The organism is Ensifer adhaerens (assembly GCF_028993555.1).
In the GTDB taxonomy this organism is placed as follows: Bacteria; Pseudomonadota; Alphaproteobacteria; order Rhizobiales; family Rhizobiaceae; genus Ensifer; species Ensifer adhaerens_I.
The window spans coordinates 406,528-428,506 of the sequence record NZ_CP118612.1 but is presented as its reverse complement, the minus strand read 5'-3'; the positions used below and the strand labels follow the sequence as shown (position 1 = coordinate 428,506).

Genomic DNA, 21,979 nt, shown 5'->3' with positions numbered 1-21,979 from the left:
GCCTCGATCCCCTACCCTTTCTCCTGTTTCGCTTCCGCAGTCGCGACCATTCGTTTGACAGCGACGAAACTGTCGGGCGTGACGGAGATTGAATCAATTCCGCAGTCGACGAGGAACGCGGCGAATTCGGGATAATCGCTCGGTGCCTGTCCGCAAAGCCCGATCTTGGCGCCGGCCGCCTTTGCGTCGCCGATGACCTTGCGGATCATCCACTTTACCGCTGGGTCTTGTTCATCAAAGTCGGCGGCGAGGTCCTCGCAGTCTCGGTCGATGCCAAGCGTCAATTGGGTCAGATCGTTCGAGCCGATCGAGAACCCGTCAAAGTGCCGCGCGAATTCGGCTGCCAGAATGACATTGGAAGGGATTTCGCACATGATGTAGATCTCAAGCCCGTTGCCCCGCTTCAATCCATTCTCGGCCATCGTATCCAACACCTTTTCCGCCTCTTGCGGAGAGCGGCAGAAGGGGATCATGAGCGCGACATTCTCAAAGCCCATCCTCCGTCGGAGGCGTGGCACGGCACTCCAGCACGAACCCATCCCTGTAGCGGGGTGAATGGTAGCGGGAGGCTCCACGAAAGCCGATCATTGGGTTTTCCTCTTGCGGTTCAAACTGCGTTCCGCCGCAAAGACCGGCATATTCGTTGGTCTTGAAGTCGCTCATGCGAACGATGATCGGTTTCGGAAATACGACAGCGGCAAGTCGCGCCAGCCCGGCTGAGAGCTTGTCCACGAAGTACTCGGTCTTGTCGGTGTATTCCCGCGTCAGGGTGTCGATAATCTCCCTGGCGGCTTGATCCCGCAAGCCGTCGAAGTGGACAAGCGCCATCGGATGGATCTGGATGGTATTCGATATCACGAACTCCATGCGCGCAAGCCCGATGCCGTCGGCCGGCAACCGCCACCACCTGGATGCAGCCTGCGGATCGGCAAGGTTCAGCATCACCCTTGTTCGCGTTTCAGGTATGTCGGAGAGGTTTGTTTCCTCGGCGGCAAAGTCCGCCCGCCCCTCGTAGATCGTGCCCTCATCACCTTCAGCACAGCATACGGTGACCACCTCCCCCGGGTGAAGCAACTGCGTTGCGTTTCCAACGCCGACGATCGCAGGAACACCGAGCTCCCTGCTGACGATTGCGGCATGTGACGTCCGGCCGCCATGGTCGGTGACGATAGCGCAGGCACGTTTCATCAGCGGAACCCAGTCCGGATCCGTGGTCGCTGCAACCAGAACAGCTCCGTCGACAAAGCGATCAGGATTGCCCGCAGTTTCGACAAGGCATACGGGCGCCGACGCTATGGCGTTGCCGATCGCAAGTCCCCGAGCGATCGGTCGTCCCTTGGATTTGATGCGGTACGTCGACAGCAAGTTGGTCGCCGCCTGTGACTGCACCGTCTCCGGGCGCGCCTGGACGAGCCAGATCTCCTGGTTTTGACCATCTTTCGCCCATTCGATGTCCATGGGACATTCATAGTGCGTCTCAACTGCAACGGCCCACCGGGCCAGCTTGACAATCTCCTCGTCGCTCAAGACGAGCCCCGCCCTCTCCTCGACGCTTGTCAAGACGCCTTGCGTCGGGGATGACCGATCGCCGTAGACGAGCTTGCGTTCCTTGGAGCCACGTCTCTTTTCGATTATCGGCACAACGTCAGGAATGCCGAGCAACGGTTTGAAGACGCGATATTCATCGGGATCGATGGTGCCCTTCACGACATATTCGCCAAGCCCCCAGCTCGCATTGATGACGGCAACCTTGTTGAACCCGGTCTCCGTTTCGATCGAAAACATGACGCCGGCTGCGCCAAGGTCTGAGCGTACCATCTGCTGGATGCCGATCGAGAGCGCCACTTTCATCTGCTCGAAGCCGTTTGCCTGGCGATATGCCATGGCACGATCCGTAAAGAGGGACGCGTAGCAGCGGCGGCAGGCATCCATGAGTGCTCGTTCGCCAGCGATGTTGAGGTAGCTTTCCTGTTGCCCTGCAAAACTCGCCGCTGGCAGATCCTCAGCGGTGGCGCTCGAGCGCACCGCGACGGACGCGGCCTCGATGCCAAGCCTTTTCGACAAATTGCGATAGGCCGATATCAGGTCTTCCTCGATGTCGGGGGGCCAGGCACCCTGCAGGATGAGGGCGCGGATCGCCGTACCGGTTTGGGAAAGGGCGTCGCGCCCGGATTCCCATGCGGCCACAAGCGCGCGGATTGGTTCGCGCAAGCCGTTGAAATCGATGAAGCGCCAATAGGCTTGCGCCGTCGTGGCAAATCCACCCGGAATCTTGATACCGCTCCCGGAGAGCCCATTGATCAATTCGCCGAGCGAGGCATTTTTGCCGCCAACGTCACCGATGTCGCCTCGTCTGACGTTTTCGAGCCAAATAACGGATATCATCCCAAAGCCTCCAGCATTCAGAACCGGCAAATCCTAAACCCCTAAGTGGGGTCTGACCTTGACGGCCGTCAAAGCGCATTCGGTGGACTTGCGGCACAATCTCGTGAACGTTGGGAGGAGGACCTGCGGTGGGCAAGTTGGCGCGTCAGGCAATCGTTGCGGAGATAGGCGAAACACACACACGCCTTGCGGTCACAGACTACGACCGGCTATCGATCGACCACTACGTACAGTTCGACAACAACGCCTTTTCCTGCGTGACCGACGCGCTGGCCGCCTATATCCAGTCCACTCCCGTCGCGACTTCTGCAATCGGCGTCGCGGTCATCAACGGCGGCCCGGCTACCGACGAAGATCGCCTTCATCATGATCTGGCAGAACAACTCGATTGGGGCACTTCACCCTCGCGAGTTTTCAAGGTCGAGGCGCTCGACGCGCTGGCATTGGTTCTCCCTCATCTGACTTTACACGACACAAAATTGATCAGCGGACAAAAGGTCGAACCTGACACGCCGAAGGCGATCATCAGCGTCGGGCAGGCGCTCGGCGTTACGTCGCTGACCCCGGGCGATGGCGCATGGACCGCGCACCGAACCCATGCGGGAAGTATATCCTTTGCCCCCCAGACGCGTGGGGAATTTGACATTTTCGAGCGCATCCGTTGCGCTACCGACTACGTTTCGGTCGAGAACCTCCTGTCGGAGGCCGGTCTTTGCCATCTTAATGAGTTGCTGCTCGAAAGTGCCGGTCAGGCCGTGCGCGGCTCGCCGGCCTCCAGCATCATCGATGCGGCACTAAGCGGGAGCGACGCGGTGGCCGCGAAGGCCGTGGACAATTTCGCCACCTGGCTGGCCAGGTTCGCTGGTGACATAGCTCTTCTCTATGATGCCAGGGGCGGCATTTATCTCTGGGGGGCCATTCCGCGAAGAATGGAACGACGGTTGAAGGCCGATTTGTTTCGAGCAGCTTTCGAAGCGAAGGGCCGACGGTCGGCCTGGCTTGCGGAGATACCAATTTTCATCATCCGCAGCGACGACGCGATTTTGAAGGGCGCGGCTTTGGCACTCGCCGGGCGCCTGGATTGAGCCGCTTGCCCAATTACGAGCCAACGGGTTCGGCGATGAACGCAGTCTGCGCTAAGCCTGAACCGTGCAACAAGAGGCGACCAGACCTTGAGACGGTTCGACGCGCACCTGTCTTTCCTTGAGAAAAACCCCCTTTATCAGGAGCACACTGAAGACCGAAGCGATCATGAGAACGATCAGGATCAGCAGAAGCCAGTTCAACAGGACCGCCTGTATCATGTGCCGTATGTCACGCCGGGTCATCTGGAAATCCCTGAACGTCGCGCTTTGGTGAACAACAACACGAATGGCAATGCCTTGCATTGCTCTGCGTCAAAGCAGCGAGGGAGCCAGCTTTGACGGGCGTCAATGCACCAGCTTGCAGATCGCGGTCTAATTGTCCGGTCTACTGGTCGAAGGCCAAAGGCGGATGGAGGGTCGAAGCGCCTCTTTTCCATGTCCTTTGTCGGTCGCCGGCCAGGTCCCACGTTTACTCAAAGGAGAAACCAGTCATGACTGAGACACCGACGAAACTCCCCATCAAGCAAGACGAAGCTCCTCGCTCCCGCGCGCAATCGTGGATGCCCTTTGAAGGTTTGCGGGCTGAAATCGACCGCCTGTTCGACGACTTCACTCCGAGCTTCTGGCGCCGGTCGTTTGACCCCGTGCATATTCACAGCTCAACCGTCCTGCCGACCTGGGCGCTCGCGCCAGCGATTGATCTCGTCGAGAAAGAGGCGAGCTACGAGATCACCGCCGAGTTGCCAGGGATCGAGGAAAAAGACATAGAGGTTAAGGTCTCGAACGGAAATCTGACGATCCGCGGCGAAAAGCTGGAGGCCAAGGAAGAAAAGGACAGGGAATACGTCCTGTCCGAGCGGCGCTATGGCTCCTTCCAGCGCACCTTCAAGATGCCTCAGGGCGTGAAAGCCGAAGAGATTGCGGCGACGTTTTCGAAAGGCGTGCTGACGGTCACATTGCCAAAAACCACCGAGGCTCAGCAGAACGATCGCAAGATCCAGGTGAAGGCCGCCTAACGGGCTCGGCGCTCCGCTCCGCAGGGGCTCAAGCGCCTTGCGGAGCGCTGACCGCCAAAGGGAGGATATCATGTCATTCAAGACGATTTTGAACGTGCTCGCAGACGATGGAGCCGCCGAGGATCTAGAGATCGCGATGAACCTGGGCGGCGAGGTGAGTGCACATCTCAGCACCCTGGTCGTCACCATGGCCCCCGTGCCTACCGGACGCTATCAGACGCTGTCGCCGAGCTGGCTGGAAGTGCGCGAGCGCAACCTGCAGCGGCTTTCAGATCATATGGTCAAGATCCGCGAGCGCCTGGCATCGGCCGGGTTGTCGTTTGATGTCGACAGCGTGTACGCGGAGGTCGCAGGCCCCGCTTACGATATCGGCGAAAGAGCTCTCTACGCGGATCTGATCCTGGCCGGCCCCGGTGTATTTGCGAGCGACGAGCTGAAGTCACAGATTGTAAGCGGCGGGCTTTTCCAAGCTGGTCGTCCAGTCCTGTTTGTACCGCCCGGTGCAGTCGCGACATTGCGGCCGAGGACGATCCTACTCGCGTGGGATTCGCGCCCGAGCGCGGCCCATGCCGCAAGAGATGCGCTCGAAATAATGAAGATGGCTCAATCCGTTCACGTCACAATGGTCGACCCCGTTGCGGCCTTGAGGGTGAGCGGTGGCGAACCGGGCGCCGATATCGCAACGTATCTCGCCCGCCACGGCATCAATGTCTCGGTGGAGACCCTGCCGAGCGCAGGTCACTTTGTGACCGAGACGCTGCAAATGCATGCAATGGACATCAACGCCGACATGATTGTCATGGGTGCCTACGGGCATTCCAAGCTTTTGGAGCTCATCCTCGGGGGTGTCACGAAATCCATGCTCAACGAGGCGAAGTTGCCAATCCTCATGGCACACTGAACGGGGGGCATCGCAGATGAGAGGTGAAGCCATGAAACCAAGAATTCCGCACAATTGCTGGGTTTTGGCGTGCGACGGAGGCCGGGCCCTTATCATGCGCAACGCCGGGGACTCTGAACTCCTCAATCTGATCGTGATCGAATCCGTCGCAAATCCAGGAGCACCGGCGCGCATGCTGGGGAGCGATCGCGAGGGAAGGGTCTTTCAATCGGTCGGCGGAGCGCGAAGCAAGGTCGAGCAGACCGACTTGCACCGGCAGGCCGAAGAAAGGTTCGTCGCAAATATTGCTGAGAGGGTCTCGGGCCTTGTCCGCAACGAGGGTATCCAACGCCTCGTACTGGCAGCGCCCCCACGCGTGCTCGGCCAGCTGCGCACCGAACTCGACCCACACGCGCGGTCCGTCATCAGCGCAGAACTGGGGAAAGATCTCGTCAATTTCGAGGTCGCGGATATTGAAAAGTACCTTACCGACTAGGGCATAGATTGGAATGCCGGTGCCCGATCGTCTAATCAAAAGGGAAGGTCAGTGGAAATCGAAGACGGGGCCGCCGCGCTTGAGGCGCGAGACCTGACGAAGGTCTATCGAATGGGCGCAGTTGAGGTGTCTGCCCTTCGCGGCGTCGATGTCGATTTTTACAAAGCTGAACTCGTGGTGCTGCTCGGACCTTCCGGAAGCGGCAAATCCACCTTACTCAATATCCTGGGCGGTCTCGACACACCCACGTCTGGCCAAGTTCGCTTTGGCAATCATCCGCTTTCGTTTGGCAGTGAGCGTGCGCTCAACCAATACAGGCGAAACCACGTCGGCTTTGTGTTTCAGTTCTACAATCTCATCGCAAGCCTGACTGCGCGCGAAAACGTGGCTTTGGTGACCGAGATCGCCAGGGATCCCATGCCGCCCGCCGATGCATTGGCGCTTGTCGGGCTGAGCGATCGCCTCGATCATTTTCCTGCACAGCTCTCCGGCGGAGAACAGCAACGTGTTGCGATCGCTCGGGCGATCGCAAAGCGACCCGACTTACTGCTTTGTGATGAACCGACAGGTGCTCTCGACAGCAAGACTGGAATTCTCGTTCTCGAGGCCATTCTCAAGATCAATCGGGAGCTGGGCACCACCACTGCACTCATCACCCACAATGCTGTAATCGCCGAAATTGCCAATCGCGTCCTTTATTTTGCGGATGGCCGCATCATTGAAACGCGGTGTAACACTACGCAACGCGCGCCCAGTGAGTTGAGTTGGTGAGTAGCCGCGATGACCAGCCTCGACCGAAAACTACTACGGCAGCTCTGGAAAATGAAGGCTCAGCTTCTGGCGATCGCATTGGTTATAGCATCGGGCACGGCGCTGCTGATCATGTCATTGACAACGATCGAGGCACTGGAGGAAACGACTGCCGCCTATTATGAGCGGACCCGCTTTGCCGATGTATTTGCTCACGCCAAGCGCGTGCCAGAATACCGCAGGCGCGACATCGCGGACATCCCGGGCGCCAGGCTGATCGAAACACGAATCGACGAGCGCGCCATCATCAACATCGGCGGGTATCTTGAGCCAGTCGTCGCGCAGGTAATCTCCCTGCCCGACCGAAGCCCGCAGCTCTTGAATGCGCTCGTGATCCGTTCGGGACGTTTGGTCGACCCCACCCGACCCGATGAGGTCGTCGTCAGCGAGCCATTTGCTGAAGCGCATCGGTTGACGCCCGGTAACAGTATTGAAGCCATCTTGCGAGGTCGCAAGCGCACATTGCAGATCGTGGGAACCGCGCTCAGCCCGGAATTCGTGTACGCTATTGCTCCAGGCGGGCTGATGCCGGACGACGAACGCTTCGGTATCCTTTGGATGGGACGGGACGCCTTAGCCGCAGCTTTCGACCTCAAGGCCTCCTTCAATAGCGTTGCGCTCAGCCTATTGCCAGGCGCCGACGTCAACGATGTCATTCGTCGGCTCGATGACATTCTTGAGCCCCACGGTGGCATCGGGGCCTACAGTCGCGGCGACCAGACTTCGAACTGGTTCCTCGAAAGCGAAATTGCACAACAGAAGAACCTGTCTCGCGTGATGCCGGCCATATTCCTCGCCGTGGCGGCCTTCCTGACGAACCTGGTAATGGCGCGACTCGTCGATACCGAGCGCCGGGAAATCGGCCTGCTGAAGGCCCTCGGCTATGCCAACTGGACAATCGGTTGGCACTACTTCAAACTCGTCTTTGCAATAGGAGCCGTCGGCATCGCGCTTGGCTCGCTGATCGGCGCATGGCTTGGGCACTGGAATACTGAACTCTACACAAAATTCTACCGCTTTCCCTTCCTGCTCTATCGACCTGGCCCTGTCGCATTCTTGGCGTCCGCGACAATTAGTCTGGTTGCCGCGCTCGCCGGCAGCCTGACGGCGAGCTATCGCGCCGTTCGGCTGCCGCCAGCCGAGGCTATGAAACCGCCCTCACCTCCCGTCTATCGACGCCTGTTCACAACCCGTCCCGCATTCGCCGCAACAATCGACGGGCCGACCCGCATGATCGTGCGTCGGATCATGCGATGGCCCGGACGGGCATTGCTCACAAGTCTTGGACTAGCCATGTCGACAGCTGTCATGGTCATGGCTCTCCAATGGGTTGATGCAATCGACTCTCTTGCCGAAACGGTCTTTGAACGCGGGCAACACCAGGACGCCACGGTCGCATTCAACGAACTTCGCCCGTTCAAAACCGTCAGGGACTTCGAGAATCTCCAAGGCGTACTATCGGTCGAACCCTATCGTTATGTACCCGCTCGCATCACCCGCGGGCATTATGCCGAGCGCCAGGGCATAATCGGAGTGCCGCTAAGCGCAAACCTTAGCCCCGTATTCGACGTTTGGCGCGGACGCCTTGAAATTCCGCCCGGCGGCCTGATTGTTTCTCGAAAACTTGCGGATCTTCTGCATATTGAGATCGGCGACACCGTTATTCTCCACTTTCTGGAGGGGCACCAGGCCTCGATTAGCATGCGCGTGGTGCAAGTGTTCGAGACCTACATTGGCAAGCCCGCATATATGGAGATGGGAGCCCTCAATCGCGTTGCTGGAGACGGTCGTGCTGTGAGTGGTGTGCACATCCGCTTGGACGCGGCCAGCCGAGCCGACCTCCTCGCAAAACTGAAGGCCATGCCTGGCATAGCTTCCATTCAGTTTCGGCACGCTGCCATCGATACATTCTACAAAACCATGGGCGAGACGATCTTCATCTTCATTGGCTTCTTCGTCGCGTTTTCGATGACGCTTTCGGTGGGAGTAACTTACAATTCAATCCGCATCGCCATCTCCGAGCGAACGCAGGAGCTTGCAACATTGCGCATACTCGGCTTCACGCGTTGGGAAATCTCCTACATTCTTCTGGGGGAAGTCGGGTTACTCACATGGCTCGCCGTTCCTCTCGGCGCCGCAATGGGCTTGGCGCTCGCATGCTGGATGACGAGCGCGTTCGAGACCGAACTCTACCGTGTGCCACTCGTGCTTCAAAATGCTACTTATGGCAAGGCCGCGATCATCATGCTTGCCTCGGTATTGGCCTGCGCCGCAGTCGCGCGTCGCCGGCTCGACCAGTTGGATCTGATCGCTGCGCTGAAGACAAGGGAGTAGCAGGTGCGCACGGCCCCAAAGCGACTGGCAATCTGGGGAAGCCTGGCGGCCGTTCTGGTAATCGGACTCGCCTATGCATTGCAACCCCAGCCGGTTCCGGTGGACCTGGCGACGCTACAGATCGGTCCGCTCCGCGTGACGATCGATGAGGAAGGTGAGACCCGCGTGCGCGAAGTCTACACTCTTCATGCGCCTCTTCGCGGCCAGCTACAGCGCATAACCGCTGAGGCGGGCGATCCCGTTAAGGCTGGAGAAACCTTGCTTGGCCAGATTGAACCGGCGGCTCCAGCTTTCCTAGACGTGAGAACGGAAGCGGAGCAACGAGCGGCGGTGGAAGCAGCAGGGGCCGCCTACAACCTCGCTGCCGCCGAACTCAACAAGGCAAAGGCCGACCTCGCCTTTGCGGAGGCAGAGCGAGGCCGCGCGCGTCTGTTGATGGAGCGCAACACAATCTCGAAGCGAACTCTTGACGATGCGGAGCGCATCTACAATGTAGCCGAGGCCAACCTCGCGACGGCGGAGGCAGCGCTCAACGTCAGGCGCCACGAACTTAGCCAGGCGCGCTCACGCCTGCTATCACGACAGGAAATGAGGAACCGTAGCGGACCCTGCGAGTGCGTTGCATTGACCGCGCCCGTAAATGGTGTGGTCCTAAGGGTCATGCGCCGCAGTGAAGGCGTGGTCGATGCCGGCACCCCCCTGCTAGAGATCGGCGATCCCGATGACATGGAGCTCATCGTCAATCTTCTCTCGGAGGACGCCGTCCAGCTCAAACCAGGTCAAAAGGCTATTGTGACCAATTGGGGTGGGCAAGATCTTAACGCAATCGTGCGCCGGATCGAGCCATTCGGTCAGACAAAGGTTTCGGCACTGGGTATCGAAGAACAACGCGTCGACGTTGTTCTCGATTTCACCGATCCATCGGCACAATGGCCAACTCTTGGGCACGGTTATCGGGCTGACGCCCGGATTATCCTTTTCGAAGGCAATGTACTCAAACTGCCGCTAGGCGCGTTGTTCCGGCAGACGGACAATTGGGCGGTATTCACCGCTGAGGAAGGCCACGCGCGATTAAGAATGGTGGTCGTGGGCCAACGTAACAGCCTGGAAGTGGAGATCCGCGACGGACTTGGTCCGGGCGAACAGGTCATTCTCTACCCGAGTGATCGCATTACGGAAGGGATCGCAATCATCGAGCGATAGGTCGGACATGATCAAGGCAAGTGGCGAACACGTCCACCAGGCTGAAAGCGTTCATCGGCGTTGCGAAGCATCAGCAATTCCCCGATGGTTTCGTAATTGATGAAGCCGACAACGCGGTGGCTGCGATCGACTACTGGCACGGCAGGCGTGCCTGCTTCCTGCATCAGCCTCAGACTGATTTCGATGGGCGATTGTTCATCGACTGTCGGAATGTCGCGGCGCATCACCGTGATCACCGGCGCGCCAGCACCCTTTTCCTTCATCGCCTGGACGATGCTCTCGCGCGTCATCAATCCTTCGAACCGGCCGGCCTCGTTCAATACGGGAAACTCGCTCTGGCTCGTTGCAAGCAAGAGCTCTACGGCCTCGCCGACACGCGCCTCGGGCCCGAGGGTCGCGAAGGCGGTAATCATCACGTCAGAGACGCTCGTGCCAGCGGAAATCTCCTGAAGTTCGCTGCCTTGCGCTTCGGTCTCCGCGGCGAAATAGACGAAGATTGCAATGAGAATAAGCAACGGGTTGAAGAAGACACCAAAGACACCCATGGCTACCGCGATGGATTGTCCGATGCGAGCCGCAAGCGTGGTGGCCCGCGCCCAGGGCAGACGCCAGGCAAGAATTGCCCGGAGGACGCGCCCGCCATCCATCGGGAAGGCAGGGATCATGTTGAACACGACGAGGAAAATATTGACCCCCGCGAGCCGCGTCAGGAAATCTACGCGGGGATCCTGCGGCGCCAGCAGTTGTTCCCAGCCCAAGGTTCCCCCGATGACCATGACGACGAGGCCAGCAATCACAACGTTTACGAGCGGGCCTGCGATGGCGATCACGAACTCCTCAAGCGGCCCCGTGGGGTTGCGCTCCAACCGCGCCAGGCCTCCAATCGGCAGAAGAGTGATATCCGGTGTCTTGATGCCGAAGTGGCGGGCGGCTGCTATGTGCCCGAATTCATGAAGCACTACACAGAGGAAGACACTGATGATGAAAGCAACGCCTTCAAAGGCGGCAGGCGGGCCACCGATCCGGTAGTGCATGACCCAGATCCAAATGAGCAGAAGGGCGAATGTTACGTGAACGCGGACTTCGGTCCCCGCGACGGTACCCAGTTTCAAGGACCACTGCATGGTATTCTCGCTCCGATATTCTTTTCCAAAAGCCGATCGTCGAAAAATTGCGTCTACGGAACCACAAATCGATACGCTGTGCCTGCGCGCAGGATATCGAACGAAACATTGCCATCTGCGGCGTCCAACAGGGCTTGAATCCCAGACGTCGAGACGGCCGGCTCACCATTGATCGATGTCAGGTAGTCACCCGCTCTGAGCCCAGCCGCATACGCTACGCTGTCGGACGGCACCTCCACGAGTACTGCCCCGTTGGGCGTACATGCGCGCGAAGCCGGCTCAATCGGCAGGGCGAGGGTCACTGAGTCGAGGGTGCGATGCACCAGAGCGCCGTGAACGCTCTCGGGATCGACGAGCTTCAGTTCCAGCCGTTTCGTCCTCCCCTCTCGGCGGATATCGAGGGTAACCTGCGCATCGGGCGCCAGCAGGCTGACTGCATTCCTGAAGGCGGCCTCAGTCGAGACCGCGTGATTGTTGAGGGCAGTCACGGCATCGCCGAGCTTCACTCCTTGGCGCTCTGCGGCCGAACTGCAGGAGAGCCGGTCAACGACCAGAACCTGTGTTGCGGTATCGCCTGCCTGCGAGCGGACGACGGACATGCCGAGCGAACCGCGCCTAATTTCTCCATCCTTTATGAGAGCGCTAACGATTTTGGACGCCAGCTCAGAAGGAATCACAAAACCGACGCCCTGGGCGCCTTCGTTCGGCGGCGGTGCCCCGCGTATCACGCCCAGAAGCTCGCCCGCTTCATTGACAAGCGCGCCGCCGGAGTTTCCCGGGTTGAGTGCGGCATCAGTCTGGATGTAGTCCTCATAGTCGTCGATCCCGAGTCCCGAGCGACTGAGCCCGCTTACGATCCCGAAACTTGCTGTCTGCTCCAAGCCAAGGGGACTGCCTACTGCTACCACGAAATCGCCAACCTTCAGAACGGACGATCGCCCCCAGTCAAGGGCAACGAGGCTCGGCGCCTCAATCCTGATCACGGCAAGATCGGTTGGCGGATCGCTGCCCACAACTTCGGCCAGCAGAACGCGGCCGTCTTTGAGCGTGACGGCGATGTCATCGGCATCGGCGATTACGTGGCTGTTTGTAACGATGTAGCCATGTTCTGCGTCGATGATGACGCCAGATCCCGTAATAGTGGCATCGCTCTGTACGATGAGGACATTGTCGGGCAGGCCCAGGATCTTTCGAACGTTCGCATCGTCCAGCAAGTCGTTCGTCAATATGCGGCTGGCGGTACTGCTGATGCCAACGACCGCTGGCGTTACCCGCGCCAGGGCGTCAGAGAACCCTGCGCCACCACTTGCCAGGGCTGGCGAAGTGGTGAAAGCATTGATCGCGGTGGCAAGCAGAAAACATGATAGATTCTGCATATCCTACACTCCTGACTATGAAGTCAGGATCTCATCTGTGTGCGCGCGCGCATTGACGCGCATCAAGGAACACCAAATGTGTGGGATAGAACCTGAACGTCAGCTGCAGCCAGACGACGATAGAGCCGGCCGCGTCGCAGGATTGGCCACCAGTCGTAGAGAAATATCTCCAGCGCCCGCCAGTTTGCCACCCAACCGAAGATGACCAGGCTTTCGCTGGCCACACGCGAGAATGCGCCCTCCCCGGACAGATTGGTCACGAGCTGACTTGCGATCAGGCTACTTGCCAGGATCGGAACGCCGATGAACAAGGCTCGCCGACCCTCCCTCAGGAGCTGCCGCAACTCGTGACTGGCCTGCTTGGCGCGGCTTTCAAAATTGTAGCGCATCGCCTCCTGGACGACGCGTATGACCGCCGTATCGACTTCCTCCGGCGGCAATTGCACGACGATTGCAATTGCTCGATCTTTAGGGGCCTCCTCAGCCCATTCTACAATGAAGCGCTCAGCGTCCTCGTCCAGATCCCGCTCATGGAAGGGTGTAGGATCGAGCGAATTGAAGAGCCGAGCCAACTGATCGATGCGGATCAGGATCGTATGGCGGTCGCCGGTTGATGATATTGCGTCCAACGTGCCTGCTCCAGGTCTATTCACTTGGTCGCTAGCGTGAGCTCCGGCTCAAGCGTCCTCGTTCAATGCCCGTCGAACGCGACGAATGACCACGCCCCGGGCTTTGTCATCGGCTGCCTTGGCCAATTCCGCTTGCAAATCGAGTACCAGCGATTGCAAATCGTTGTTCCAGTCCATGCGCCCGGCGCGAAGTGGATCGATACGTGGTGGGGCGACGCCTTCGGATACTTCGACCGCTCCCTTCGCCTCTAAACGGAACGCAGCATCCAAACGCGGACGAACTACCTTCTCCTCAGTCAGGAATGTCTGGAGACGTTGTCTCAGCCCCTCCAGAGCCGCATCTTCACCGTGCACCAGGAAGACGCCGGCGCCGATCGGCTCGCGTGACCGCACCCACTCTGCAAGCTCCTTGCCATCGGCATGCCCGCTATAGATGTCCAGCTTCCTGATGCGTGCGCGCACGCGAATGTCCTCGCCTTGAATGCGCACTACGGAGGCGCCGTCCTCAAGAATACGTCCCAACGTGCCCGCGGCCTGGTAGCCGACAAGGAGCACCGTTCCCTCGTCCCGCCAAAGCCAATTCTTCAGGCGATGCCTTATGCGACCGGCCTCGCACATTCCGCTGGCGGCTATGACAATATGAAATCCCTTCATGAAATCGATTGCTTTCGACTGCTCGGGGGTCTCCGTGAAGCGCACGTTCTTTGCTTGCAGAGCCTTGGCAAGCAGATCGCCATTCTCGAGTTCCCGCGCGTGCCGCCGAAAGATTTCGCTCGCACGCGTCGCCAGAGGCGAGTCGATGATGATTGGACATTTCTCAATCTTACCCGTGTCCATCAGGTAGACGAGATCTGTGAGAAGCTCCTGGGTTCGTTCCACCGCGAAGGATGGCACGATCAACGCGCCGTTTGGATGGGTCGCCTCCAACACTTCCGTGCACAAAATGCGCCGCCTGGTTTCGTCGGTGGCATCTTCCCGCTCGACGTCGCCGTAGGTGCTTTCGCAAACGACATAGTCCCAGCCGGTCGGTGCGGCGGCGTCATATTGGAGAAGCTTGTGTTGTGGGCCGATGTCACCCGAAAAAAGCAATCTAAGGGGCGTTGGGGACGTGTCCAGCTCGACTTCGACGGACGCCGAACCGAGCAGGTGGCCGGCGTTCCAGAAGCGAAAACGCACTCCGTCGGCCGCCCTCTCCCATGCGCCGAGGCGCACCTGCCTGAATAACGTGACCGCCGCAGCTGCGTCACGAGCGCTGTATATCGGCGTCACCGGTTGTCTCCCACGCCTGAGGTTCCGGCGGTTGAGCTGGTCGACTTCGCTTTCCTGGATATGAGCAGAGTCTGGCAGCATGACGGAGCACAGATCGGCCGTGCCCGGTGTTGCGAAAATCGGGCCCCCGTAGCCAAGTTTGGCGAGCTTCGGCAAAAGGCCGGAGTGGTCGATATGTGCATGCGTCAGGATCACTGCATCGATACTGTCGACATCGAACGGGAACGGACGATAGTTGAGCTCCTTTTCCGTCTTGGACCCTTGGAATAGCCCGCAATCGATCAGAATTCTTGTCGAGCCGAACTCGATGAGTTGGCAGGAGCCGGTAACAGTGCCTGCGGCTCCATGAAAGCGAATGAGCGGTTGAGTGATCATCTGCACAAGCCTCATTTTGGTCGTCGGGCGCGAGACCCCAGGAACTGGTTCGCTTCAACCGCAAGATACGGGTGGTTCCGATCGACGCGATCAACTGACAAGCGTGGCCACGAGAAGCGCCTTGATTGCCGGCATGCGATTTTCAGCCTGATCGAACACGATCGAGGATTTGGATTCAAAGACACCATCACACACTTCCATGCATTCGACGCCGAAACGCTTGGCGATACGGGCGCCGGCCTCATCTTCCCGCCAGTGCCAGGCGGGCAGACTGTGCATCAGCTTTGTGTGCGGGTTGTCGGTCGCTTCCATCGCATTCTCTCTGATGGCGAAGGGCGCAAGCTGCCTCACCCGCTCGGCCCAGCGGACGTCTCCCTCGGTAAACCAGGGAGCCGTGCAAATAAAGTCTGCCCCGAGAATGCCGGTACCAACGTGCTCCAGCACAGTTATCTGGCCGCCACTATCCCTAGCAACCGACGTTACACGTTCGACGAAGGGCGCTTCCGGCCAGAAACTCGGTGGCGAAATGATGCGGAGGTCGATGCCAAGCTTTGAGGACGCCACTGCCAATGATCGTGCGACGTTGCTGCGCCCATCCCCAAGGAAGGCCACGATCATATCATCGAGAGGCTTCTCGCTGCTTTGCTGCATCGTCACCAGGTCGGCCAAAGTTTGGGTGGGGTGCGACTCGTCCGTCATTCCATTGTAGACAGGCACACGTGCCCATCTGGCTACCTCTTCGACGGCGGATTGGGAATGGCCGATATACCCGATTGCATCATACAGCCGGCCGAGAAAACGGGCGGTGTCCTTGACCGAATCCCGATATCGCGTGTGACCGGTTGACGGTCCGATCAAGGTAACATTGGCACCTTGATCGTGGGCCGCGACTTCAAAGGCGGCGCGTGCGTGGATCGAATCTCGCTCGCACAGGAGCGCGATGTTCTTGGTGCTCAATTGCTTGAGCTCGGTCCCAGTCCGCTTCTTTTTCTTTAGATCGGCGACAAGCCGAAGCAGGTAGTGGATTTCCTCGGCAGTCAGCTCATCAAGGGTGAGCACGCTGCGACCGCGCAGATCAACCGGCATGGCGCTTCCTCCTTACTGAGGCGCTCTTTGAAACAAATAAAAGACAGATATCGGTTGCCGGCATTGATGCTCGTCAATGACGGCTTCCCGACTCACGGGAAAACTACGGCCATAGTGAGCCTTACCAACCCATCCTGGATGGCGAGCCTGCAATCGCACGGCACAAAACTCTGGGTTCGGCCGGTCCGTTCAATCCGATCCAATCATCGGGAAGGATATTATGGCTTCCGCATATGCCGTCGCCCCAATCAAAGCAGCGCAGATCGAGCGGGCCTATTGCCTGATCGGCGCCGCGGGCTGCGACATCGACCTCGATGCATGGCGGCAGATCTGCACAGCGGCTCTCATGCGCAAATATCCCTCCCCTTTTGTCGAGGAGATCGCAGTTGTCGAAAATTCGCTCGGTTACATCAGGGGTATCGCCATCCTGCGTGCCCGGCATAATGAACGACGGGGCAGATACCTCTCCGTCCCCGTTTTCGCCATAGCCAGCGCCGGCGACGCACGTGGCGTCTGCGACGCCCTGCTTCGATATTTGAGGGCGCGGGCGCTCGATAGGCATTGCGGCGCCATTCATATCGCAAGCTTTGAGCCGCGCCGATGGCCAGCTGCCAACGGAGCGCCTGATCGGGAGGCGGACGGGGTATTTATCCCGCTACGCTGAAAACCGCCGCGAAGCTCGATCACGAAGACGAAAGCCTAAGCGTTCTGCTTCATCGTCCGCGCACTGAATACGTAGCCCACACCTCGGACCGATTTGATCAGCTCTGGACGGCGCGGGTCCTTTTCGATTTTGCGGCGCAATCTCGCTATTTGGGCGTCGATTGCGCGGTCAAAGGCCTCCAACGATCTGCCGCGCGTCAAATCCATCAACACATCCCGATTGAGGACGCGGCCGGCATGTCTCACGAGAGTGCAGAGCATGTCGAACTCGGCCGTCGTCAAGGTGATCTCGCGGCCGTCCCTAGATGTCAACCGACGGCGAGCAACGTCGAGACGCAACCCTTCGAAACAAAAGGTCTCGCTCGTTTGAATCTCCGGAACCAATGCGGTCGGAGGACGCCGACGGCGAAGAGCGCCTCTTACCCGTGCAAGAACTTCGCGAAGGTGGAAGGGCTTCGTAACATAGTCATCGGCGCCGATTTCCAAGCCAACGACACGATCAACCACGTCGTCCCTACCGGTCAACATGATAATGGGAATGTCCGAATGGGCGCGAAGCTCACGGGCCAGCGACAGCCCGTCCTCTCCCGGGAGCCCCAGATCGAGCAAAACGATATCGACATGGGCGTTCTCGAGCTTGTTGCGCATTTCGCGACCATCGCCGGCAAGACTGACCCGATAGCCTTCCCCTTCGAAATAGCGTGACAACATCTGCCTTATGCGTGGATCGTCATCCACAACGAGCACAAGCTCCGGCTCGTTTCGAGCGTTTGCCATAACCTTCCCCGAAGTTGGTCTGCCCCGACATGCTGTTACATTCGGTTACACTATAGCACCAATTGTTGCAGGCGCGTCGATGCCGGTTCACGCACGGATGTTGAAATCTCCACACTGAGCGTCAGATGGAGGATGCGCGATGACCCTTCAATCAGTTGCTATCGGCGGCGGTCTTGGAGCGCTGGGCTGCTCTCTTGCGCCCCCGGATCTATCGTCGGTCTTCAGTCTTCAGCCGATCATCGAAGCTGCGCCGGGTCAGGCGGTGTTCTGGGAAGGGGACGATGCCGGTTATGTTTTTCAGGTCGAGGACGGCATGTTGCGCGCATTGCGCCTGCTTGCCGACGGCCGCCGGGTCATCGTCGGGTTCCTGCATTCTGGTGATCTCCTGGGCGTCTCTTTCAAGGACCGCTATCTCTATACGGTCGAAGCGATAACCGAGGTGAGATTGCGGCGATATCCCCGCCGTCGCTTCGAAGACGAAGTGGCGCGCCAGCCGCACCTGCGAAACCAGCTCTTTTCCAAGCTGTGCGACGAAATGACAGCGGCCCAGGATCAGGCGGTGTTGCTTTCGCGACGCAGCGCCGACGAGAAGGTTGCCAACTTCCTGCTTTTCATGGCGAGAGACCGGGACGGCGAGCAGACGGACTTCGTCGATCTGCCGATGACCCGGCTTGATATTGCCGACTACTTGAACATGACCATCGAAACGGTATCTCGCACCATAACGAAATTCGCAAGCAACGACATTATCGCTGCGCCCGACAGGCGCTCGATCATCGTCTTGAAAAGACATATGCTTCAATCGATCGCGGATGGCGACGGTTGCGATCTTCGTCCAGTTGCGGTGTCGAATAGGATTAGGCGAACCGGTTTCGCCTGAGAACATGGCGGTTGAAGATGGCGCAAACTGCGGTCCGGAAAATCGTTGGTCTCCTTAAGGACGCGAACCTGATCGTGCATGAGACCGGCGGAAGGATCAGTCACTGGAGCAAGGGCTGCGAGCGACTCTACGGTTGGCCCGAGGCTGAAGCGCAAGGTGAAGTGATTCATCACCTGCTCTCCACCACATTCCCCGAGCCCATCGAAGACATCCACGCAAAGGTTCAACGACACGGGTCATGGTCCGGCGAACTGGCGCAAAAGCGCAAGGATGAAAGCAAGGTCTTCGTCGCCAGCCTCTGGATCGGTGCCCCAAATGGTGAAAGCGATCATATCATGCGGTTTGACAGCGACATCACCAACTTGAAACACGCCGAGGCCGACCTTGTCTCGCGAGAAGCCCATCTAAGATCGATCCTCGACACCGTGCCCGAAGCGATGGTGGTGATTGACGAGACGGGGTTGATCACCTCGTTCAGCGCGGCGGCGGAACGACTTTTCGGCTTTAAGGAGAACGAGGTCCGCGGCTCGAACGTGAAGATGCTGATGCCGTCTCCCGATCGCGAGGCACATGATCGCTACCTCAACAATTATCTAAGCACAGGCGAGCGGCGGATCATCGGGATAGGACGGGTTGTAACCGGCAGGCGCAAGGACGGCACGACATTCCCCATGGAATTGTCCGTAGGAGAAGCCCGATCCGCCGGAGGGCGGATCTTCACCGGTTTCATTCGGGATCTGACCAGCCGTCAGCGCGTCGACGAGGAACTGCGTCAGGCACAGAAGATGGAGGCCATCGGCCAACTCACCGGCGGACTCGCGCACGACTTCAACAATCTGTTGACTGTCATTACCGGCAACCTCGAAATGATCGAGGGGCTTGTCGACGATCAGAGCGTCACGGACCTCCTGAAAGAGGCGCAGGCGGCGGCGGACGATGGCGCAAAGCTAACCGCTCAACTGCTTGCCTTCGGCCGGCGTCAACCCCTTACTCCAAAGCTCGTCGACGTGGGTGGTCTCATCGGCACCTTCGCAAATCTTCTCGGACGCACACTCGGCGAGACAGTGGAGCTGTCAACCTTGGTTCGTGGCGCCGACAATGTCGTTCTGGTCGATGTCGCACAATTCCAGAACGCGCTTTTGAACCTCGCATTGAATGCGCGCGATGCAATGCGAGCGGGCGGACGGCTCACCATCGAGGTCTCGAAGGCGAACCTGGACCAGGATTACGTCCTCATGTATCCGGATTCCAGGATGGGGCGCTATGTGCTGGTCTGCGTCAGCGATACCGGTGTCGGCATGTCGGACGATGTCAGGCGCCGTGCGTTCGAACCTTTCTTTACCACCAAGGTCACCGGAGCCGGTACCGGTCTCGGCCTCAGCATGGTCTACGGTTTCGTCAAGCAGTCGGGCGGCCATGTCCAACTTTATAGCGAACCAGGCCGCGGCACGAGCGTGCGGCTTTTCTTGCCGGCAGCGAAGGAAAAAACCCAGTCCGGCGAGACAGGCGAGCCAAACGATCCGCCGCCGGAGCCGCTAGCGCGAGGACACGAGACCATTCTCGTTGTCGAGGACGACGCCCGTGTCCGCCGCATTGTGGTCGCGCGGCTTTTGGACGCCGGCTATGGCGTCGTTGAGGCCGAGACCGGTGCTGAGGCTCTTCAGCGCCTCGCCGATCACCCGGAGATTTCTCTTGTGTTCACGGACATGGTCATGCCCGGCGGCATGACCGGTAACGAGCTCGCGCACCACGTCCGCAGATTTCGTCCTGAAATAAAAATACTCGTAACGTCAGGCTACGCGGCTCCGAGCCTTGCGAAAGAAATGTTGCCGGAAGGCGCCTTGTGGCTGCTCAAACCCTACACGGCGAGAAAACTCGCAAAATGCCTGCGAGAACTGCTCGATTGATGCGCTCACTTGAATGGAAGACCTTTGCAGTACATCGAGCGGATAAGGGTTCAGTGCGGGTACTCCCCTGAAAACACCAAGACGGCGACCCGTGCCATGCGGCGGCTTCTCCATCGCCGATCATCTCTTCGATACTTGAGTACATGGGCACTCCAGTCGAGCTTCTAAGGACGATCTTTGATGGCCGTCAATGCCGTTTGCCACGCCGTGCGTAGATTGACTGGTAGCCCAAACGTCAATTCGGGAGATGGAGCGATGCCATACAAGACTGTGTTACTGGTTGCCGATGCGGATAACTATGATGTCGATGTAAGAACTGCGGCGGATCTTTGCGTGGCCGGGAACGCGCACCTGTCCGTTCTTCTTGTCAAACTTGCTGCCCCTGTGCCACTCGGCGACTACGCCGCGATGTCGGTTGCGTGGCTTGACGTGCGTGCCGGCGATACCGAGAAGCTCGGCGACGCCGTTAGGAAGTCCCGCGCCACCCTGGAAGCCCTTGGGGTATCGTTTGATGTCCAAGGGACCTACCCGGAGGAAGCGTGGGTGGAGGATGAGATTGGAGAGCGCGCACGTTACGCTGACGTGACCCTGATTGGGGCAAGCCTCAAAGCGAGTTCGCGGCTTCGTTCGCACGCCATCGAGGGTGCGCTCTTCCGTTCAGCCCACCCAGTCCTTCTCTCTGGCAACCGCCAATCGGTGACGCTGGCACCGAAAAAGGTCCTGCTTGCATGGAACTCCACGATCGAAGCGACGGGAGCCGCACGCGAAGCGCTTGAAATGATGAAGAACGCCGACAGCGTCAACGTTGTGCTTGTCGATCCCAAGGCTGCGCCGGCAAGGAACGGGGAAGAACCGGGGGCGGATGTCGCGACCTACCTCGCAAGGCATGGCATCGAGGTCACCGTCGACAGGCTGCCGAGCGCTGGGCGTCAGGTCAGCGAGGTGCTTTTGCAGCATGCGCTCGACACCGCGGCCGACCTCATCGTCATGGGCGCCTATGGTCATTCGCGGGTTCGAGAACGCATGTTCGGCGGGGTGACCAAGGCCATGATCGAGTCACCGACGGTCCCTGTGCTGATGGTTCATTGAGCCACCGAAACATAAGAAAAGAAGTGCGCCGCCGTCGAGCGGCGCACTTGTTTTGGTTCAGGTCTCATTTTCACAAGACGCCCGCCCGGTCATTTCGAGTACGTCGATACTGAAGAACAGGTGCGGGTAATGGCCGGCTATTTCTTGCGGAGCTGGCTTCAACCCACCCGGTTCCCACCAGTTTGCTCTCTTTTCGAGAAGCGACCAGGCGTGCAGGTACTCGCGGTGCCATTGCCCGGTCGGGGCAAGTTCCTGATAGCGCCCGTAGATCACGACGCTTTTCCACTCGCTCCCGGAGGCTGCGTCGATCTGCAGGCAAACATTGGGATTCTTGCGCATCCAGTCGATCTTTTGACCGGGCATGGAAAATGCGTAGAGGCAATTTCCGGCGTAGGCATATGTGATTGGCACGACATAGGGCCTGTCGTCGACGCAACAGGCAAGGTGAGCCACATGGCCCCCCTCAACGACGCTGCTGCATTCGTGGCGGGACATTTCCTTGATGATCATCATCCACCTCCGTGAACAGATATTTCAAGATTAATTCCTTGTGTGCGTGGGCGCTTTGACGCCCCTCAAAGACCGACAGGCGACG

General features: G+C 59.0%; 19 protein-coding genes and 1 pseudogene. 12 read left to right on the top strand and 8 right to left on the bottom strand.

Annotated elements, in window-relative coordinates:
• Positions 1-11: 11 nt before the first annotated feature.
• A pseudogene (gene ppsA, locus PWG15_RS34910) lies at positions 12-2,385 on the bottom strand (phosphoenolpyruvate synthase).
• A gap of 128 nt (positions 2,386-2,513) precedes the next feature.
• On the opposite strand from ppsA, the gene PWG15_RS34905 reads away from it, so the two are divergent.
• The 8 genes from PWG15_RS34905 to PWG15_RS34870 all read left to right on the top strand — a co-directional run bounded on the left by PWG15_RS34905 (position 2,514) and on the right by PWG15_RS34870 (position 10,209).
• Positions 2,514-3,470: a glucokinase gene (locus tag PWG15_RS34905; protein ID WP_275027428.1), complete on the top strand. Its 957-nt coding sequence runs from the start codon at positions 2,514-2,516 to the stop codon at positions 3,468-3,470.
• A gap of 87 nt (positions 3,471-3,557) precedes the next feature.
• Positions 3,558-3,809 (top strand): hypothetical protein, encoded by a 252-nt coding sequence (locus PWG15_RS34900; protein WP_275027427.1) that lies wholly within the window; start codon positions 3,558-3,560, stop codon positions 3,807-3,809.
• A gap of 152 nt (positions 3,810-3,961) precedes the next feature.
• Positions 3,962-4,486 (top strand): Hsp20/alpha crystallin family protein, encoded by a 525-nt coding sequence (locus tag PWG15_RS34895; protein WP_275027426.1) that lies wholly within the window; start codon positions 3,962-3,964, stop codon positions 4,484-4,486.
• 70 nt (positions 4,487-4,556) lie between these two features.
• Positions 4,557-5,387, top strand: a complete 831-nt coding sequence (locus PWG15_RS34890) for a universal stress protein (RefSeq protein ID WP_275027425.1) — start codon at positions 4,557-4,559, stop codon at positions 5,385-5,387.
• 16 nt (positions 5,388-5,403) lie between these two features.
• Positions 5,404-5,862 (top strand): host attachment protein, encoded by a 459-nt coding sequence (locus tag PWG15_RS34885; protein WP_342457077.1) that lies wholly within the window; start codon positions 5,404-5,406, stop codon positions 5,860-5,862.
• A gap of 51 nt (positions 5,863-5,913) precedes the next feature.
• Positions 5,914-6,633: an ABC transporter ATP-binding protein gene (locus tag PWG15_RS34880; RefSeq protein WP_275027424.1), complete on the top strand. Its 720-nt coding sequence runs from the start codon at positions 5,914-5,916 to the stop codon at positions 6,631-6,633.
• Between the two features lie 9 nt (positions 6,634-6,642).
• Complete coding sequence (locus tag PWG15_RS34875) at positions 6,643-9,006, top strand: ABC transporter permease (protein ID WP_275027422.1); 2,364 nt, start codon at positions 6,643-6,645, stop codon at positions 9,004-9,006.
• A gap of 3 nt (positions 9,007-9,009) precedes the next feature.
• Positions 9,010-10,209, top strand: coding sequence for an efflux RND transporter periplasmic adaptor subunit (locus PWG15_RS34870; RefSeq protein ID WP_275027421.1), 1,200 nt, complete (start codon positions 9,010-9,012; stop codon positions 10,207-10,209).
• Between the two features lie 11 nt (positions 10,210-10,220).
• Here PWG15_RS34870 and PWG15_RS34865 read toward each other — a convergent pair whose 3' ends face one another.
• From PWG15_RS34865 to argF, 5 genes are all read right to left on the bottom strand, one after another.
• Entirely contained in the window at positions 10,221-11,333 is a 1,113-nt protein-coding gene (locus PWG15_RS34865; RefSeq protein ID WP_275027420.1) for a site-2 protease family protein, read from the bottom strand.
• 53 nt (positions 11,334-11,386) lie between these two features.
• On the bottom strand, positions 11,387-12,709 hold the full coding sequence (locus tag PWG15_RS34860; protein WP_275027418.1) for a trypsin-like peptidase domain-containing protein: 1,323 nt from the start codon (positions 12,707-12,709) through the stop codon (positions 11,387-11,389).
• Between the two features lie 62 nt (positions 12,710-12,771).
• Positions 12,772-13,338: a hypothetical protein gene (locus tag PWG15_RS34855; RefSeq protein WP_275027417.1), complete on the bottom strand. Its 567-nt coding sequence runs from the start codon at positions 13,336-13,338 to the stop codon at positions 12,772-12,774.
• 48 nt (positions 13,339-13,386) lie between these two features.
• Positions 13,387-14,982: an MBL fold metallo-hydrolase gene (locus PWG15_RS34850; protein ID WP_275027416.1), complete on the bottom strand. Its 1,596-nt coding sequence runs from the start codon at positions 14,980-14,982 to the stop codon at positions 13,387-13,389.
• A gap of 90 nt (positions 14,983-15,072) precedes the next feature.
• On the bottom strand, positions 15,073-16,068 hold the full coding sequence (argF, locus tag PWG15_RS34845) for an ornithine carbamoyltransferase (protein WP_275027415.1): 996 nt from the start codon (positions 16,066-16,068) through the stop codon (positions 15,073-15,075).
• A 220-nt stretch (positions 16,069-16,288) separates the two neighbouring features.
• On the opposite strand from argF, the gene PWG15_RS34840 reads away from it, so the two are divergent.
• Positions 16,289-16,732: a hypothetical protein gene (locus tag PWG15_RS34840; RefSeq protein WP_275027414.1), complete on the top strand. Its 444-nt coding sequence runs from the start codon at positions 16,289-16,291 to the stop codon at positions 16,730-16,732.
• Between the two features lie 35 nt (positions 16,733-16,767).
• On the opposite strand, the gene PWG15_RS34835 is transcribed toward PWG15_RS34840, so the two are convergent.
• Positions 16,768-17,508, bottom strand: a complete 741-nt coding sequence (locus PWG15_RS34835) for a response regulator (protein WP_275027413.1) — start codon at positions 17,506-17,508, stop codon at positions 16,768-16,770.
• Positions 17,509-17,647: 139 nt separating this feature from the next.
• Between PWG15_RS34835 and PWG15_RS34830 the strand changes: the two genes are divergently transcribed.
• The 3 genes from PWG15_RS34830 (at position 17,648) to PWG15_RS34820 (ending at position 21,384) form a co-directional block, all read left to right on the top strand.
• Entirely contained in the window at positions 17,648-18,388 is a 741-nt protein-coding gene (locus tag PWG15_RS34830; protein ID WP_275027411.1) for a helix-turn-helix domain-containing protein, read from the top strand.
• A 17-nt stretch (positions 18,389-18,405) separates the two neighbouring features.
• Positions 18,406-20,295 carry a hybrid sensor histidine kinase/response regulator gene (locus PWG15_RS34825; RefSeq protein ID WP_275027409.1) on the top strand — a complete coding sequence of 630 codons (1,890 nt, stop codon included), beginning with the start codon at positions 18,406-18,408 and terminating at the stop codon, positions 20,293-20,295.
• 255 nt (positions 20,296-20,550) lie between these two features.
• Entirely contained in the window at positions 20,551-21,384 is an 834-nt protein-coding gene (locus tag PWG15_RS34820) for a universal stress protein (RefSeq protein WP_275027408.1), read from the top strand.
• 57 nt (positions 21,385-21,441) lie between these two features.
• Here the strand turns inward: PWG15_RS34820 and PWG15_RS34815 are convergent, their stop codons facing one another.
• A complete protein-coding gene (locus tag PWG15_RS34815) occupies positions 21,442-21,894 on the bottom strand; it encodes a pyridoxamine 5'-phosphate oxidase family protein (RefSeq protein WP_275027407.1) in 453 nt (150 codons plus the stop codon).
• Between the last annotated feature and the right edge of the window lie 85 nt (positions 21,895-21,979).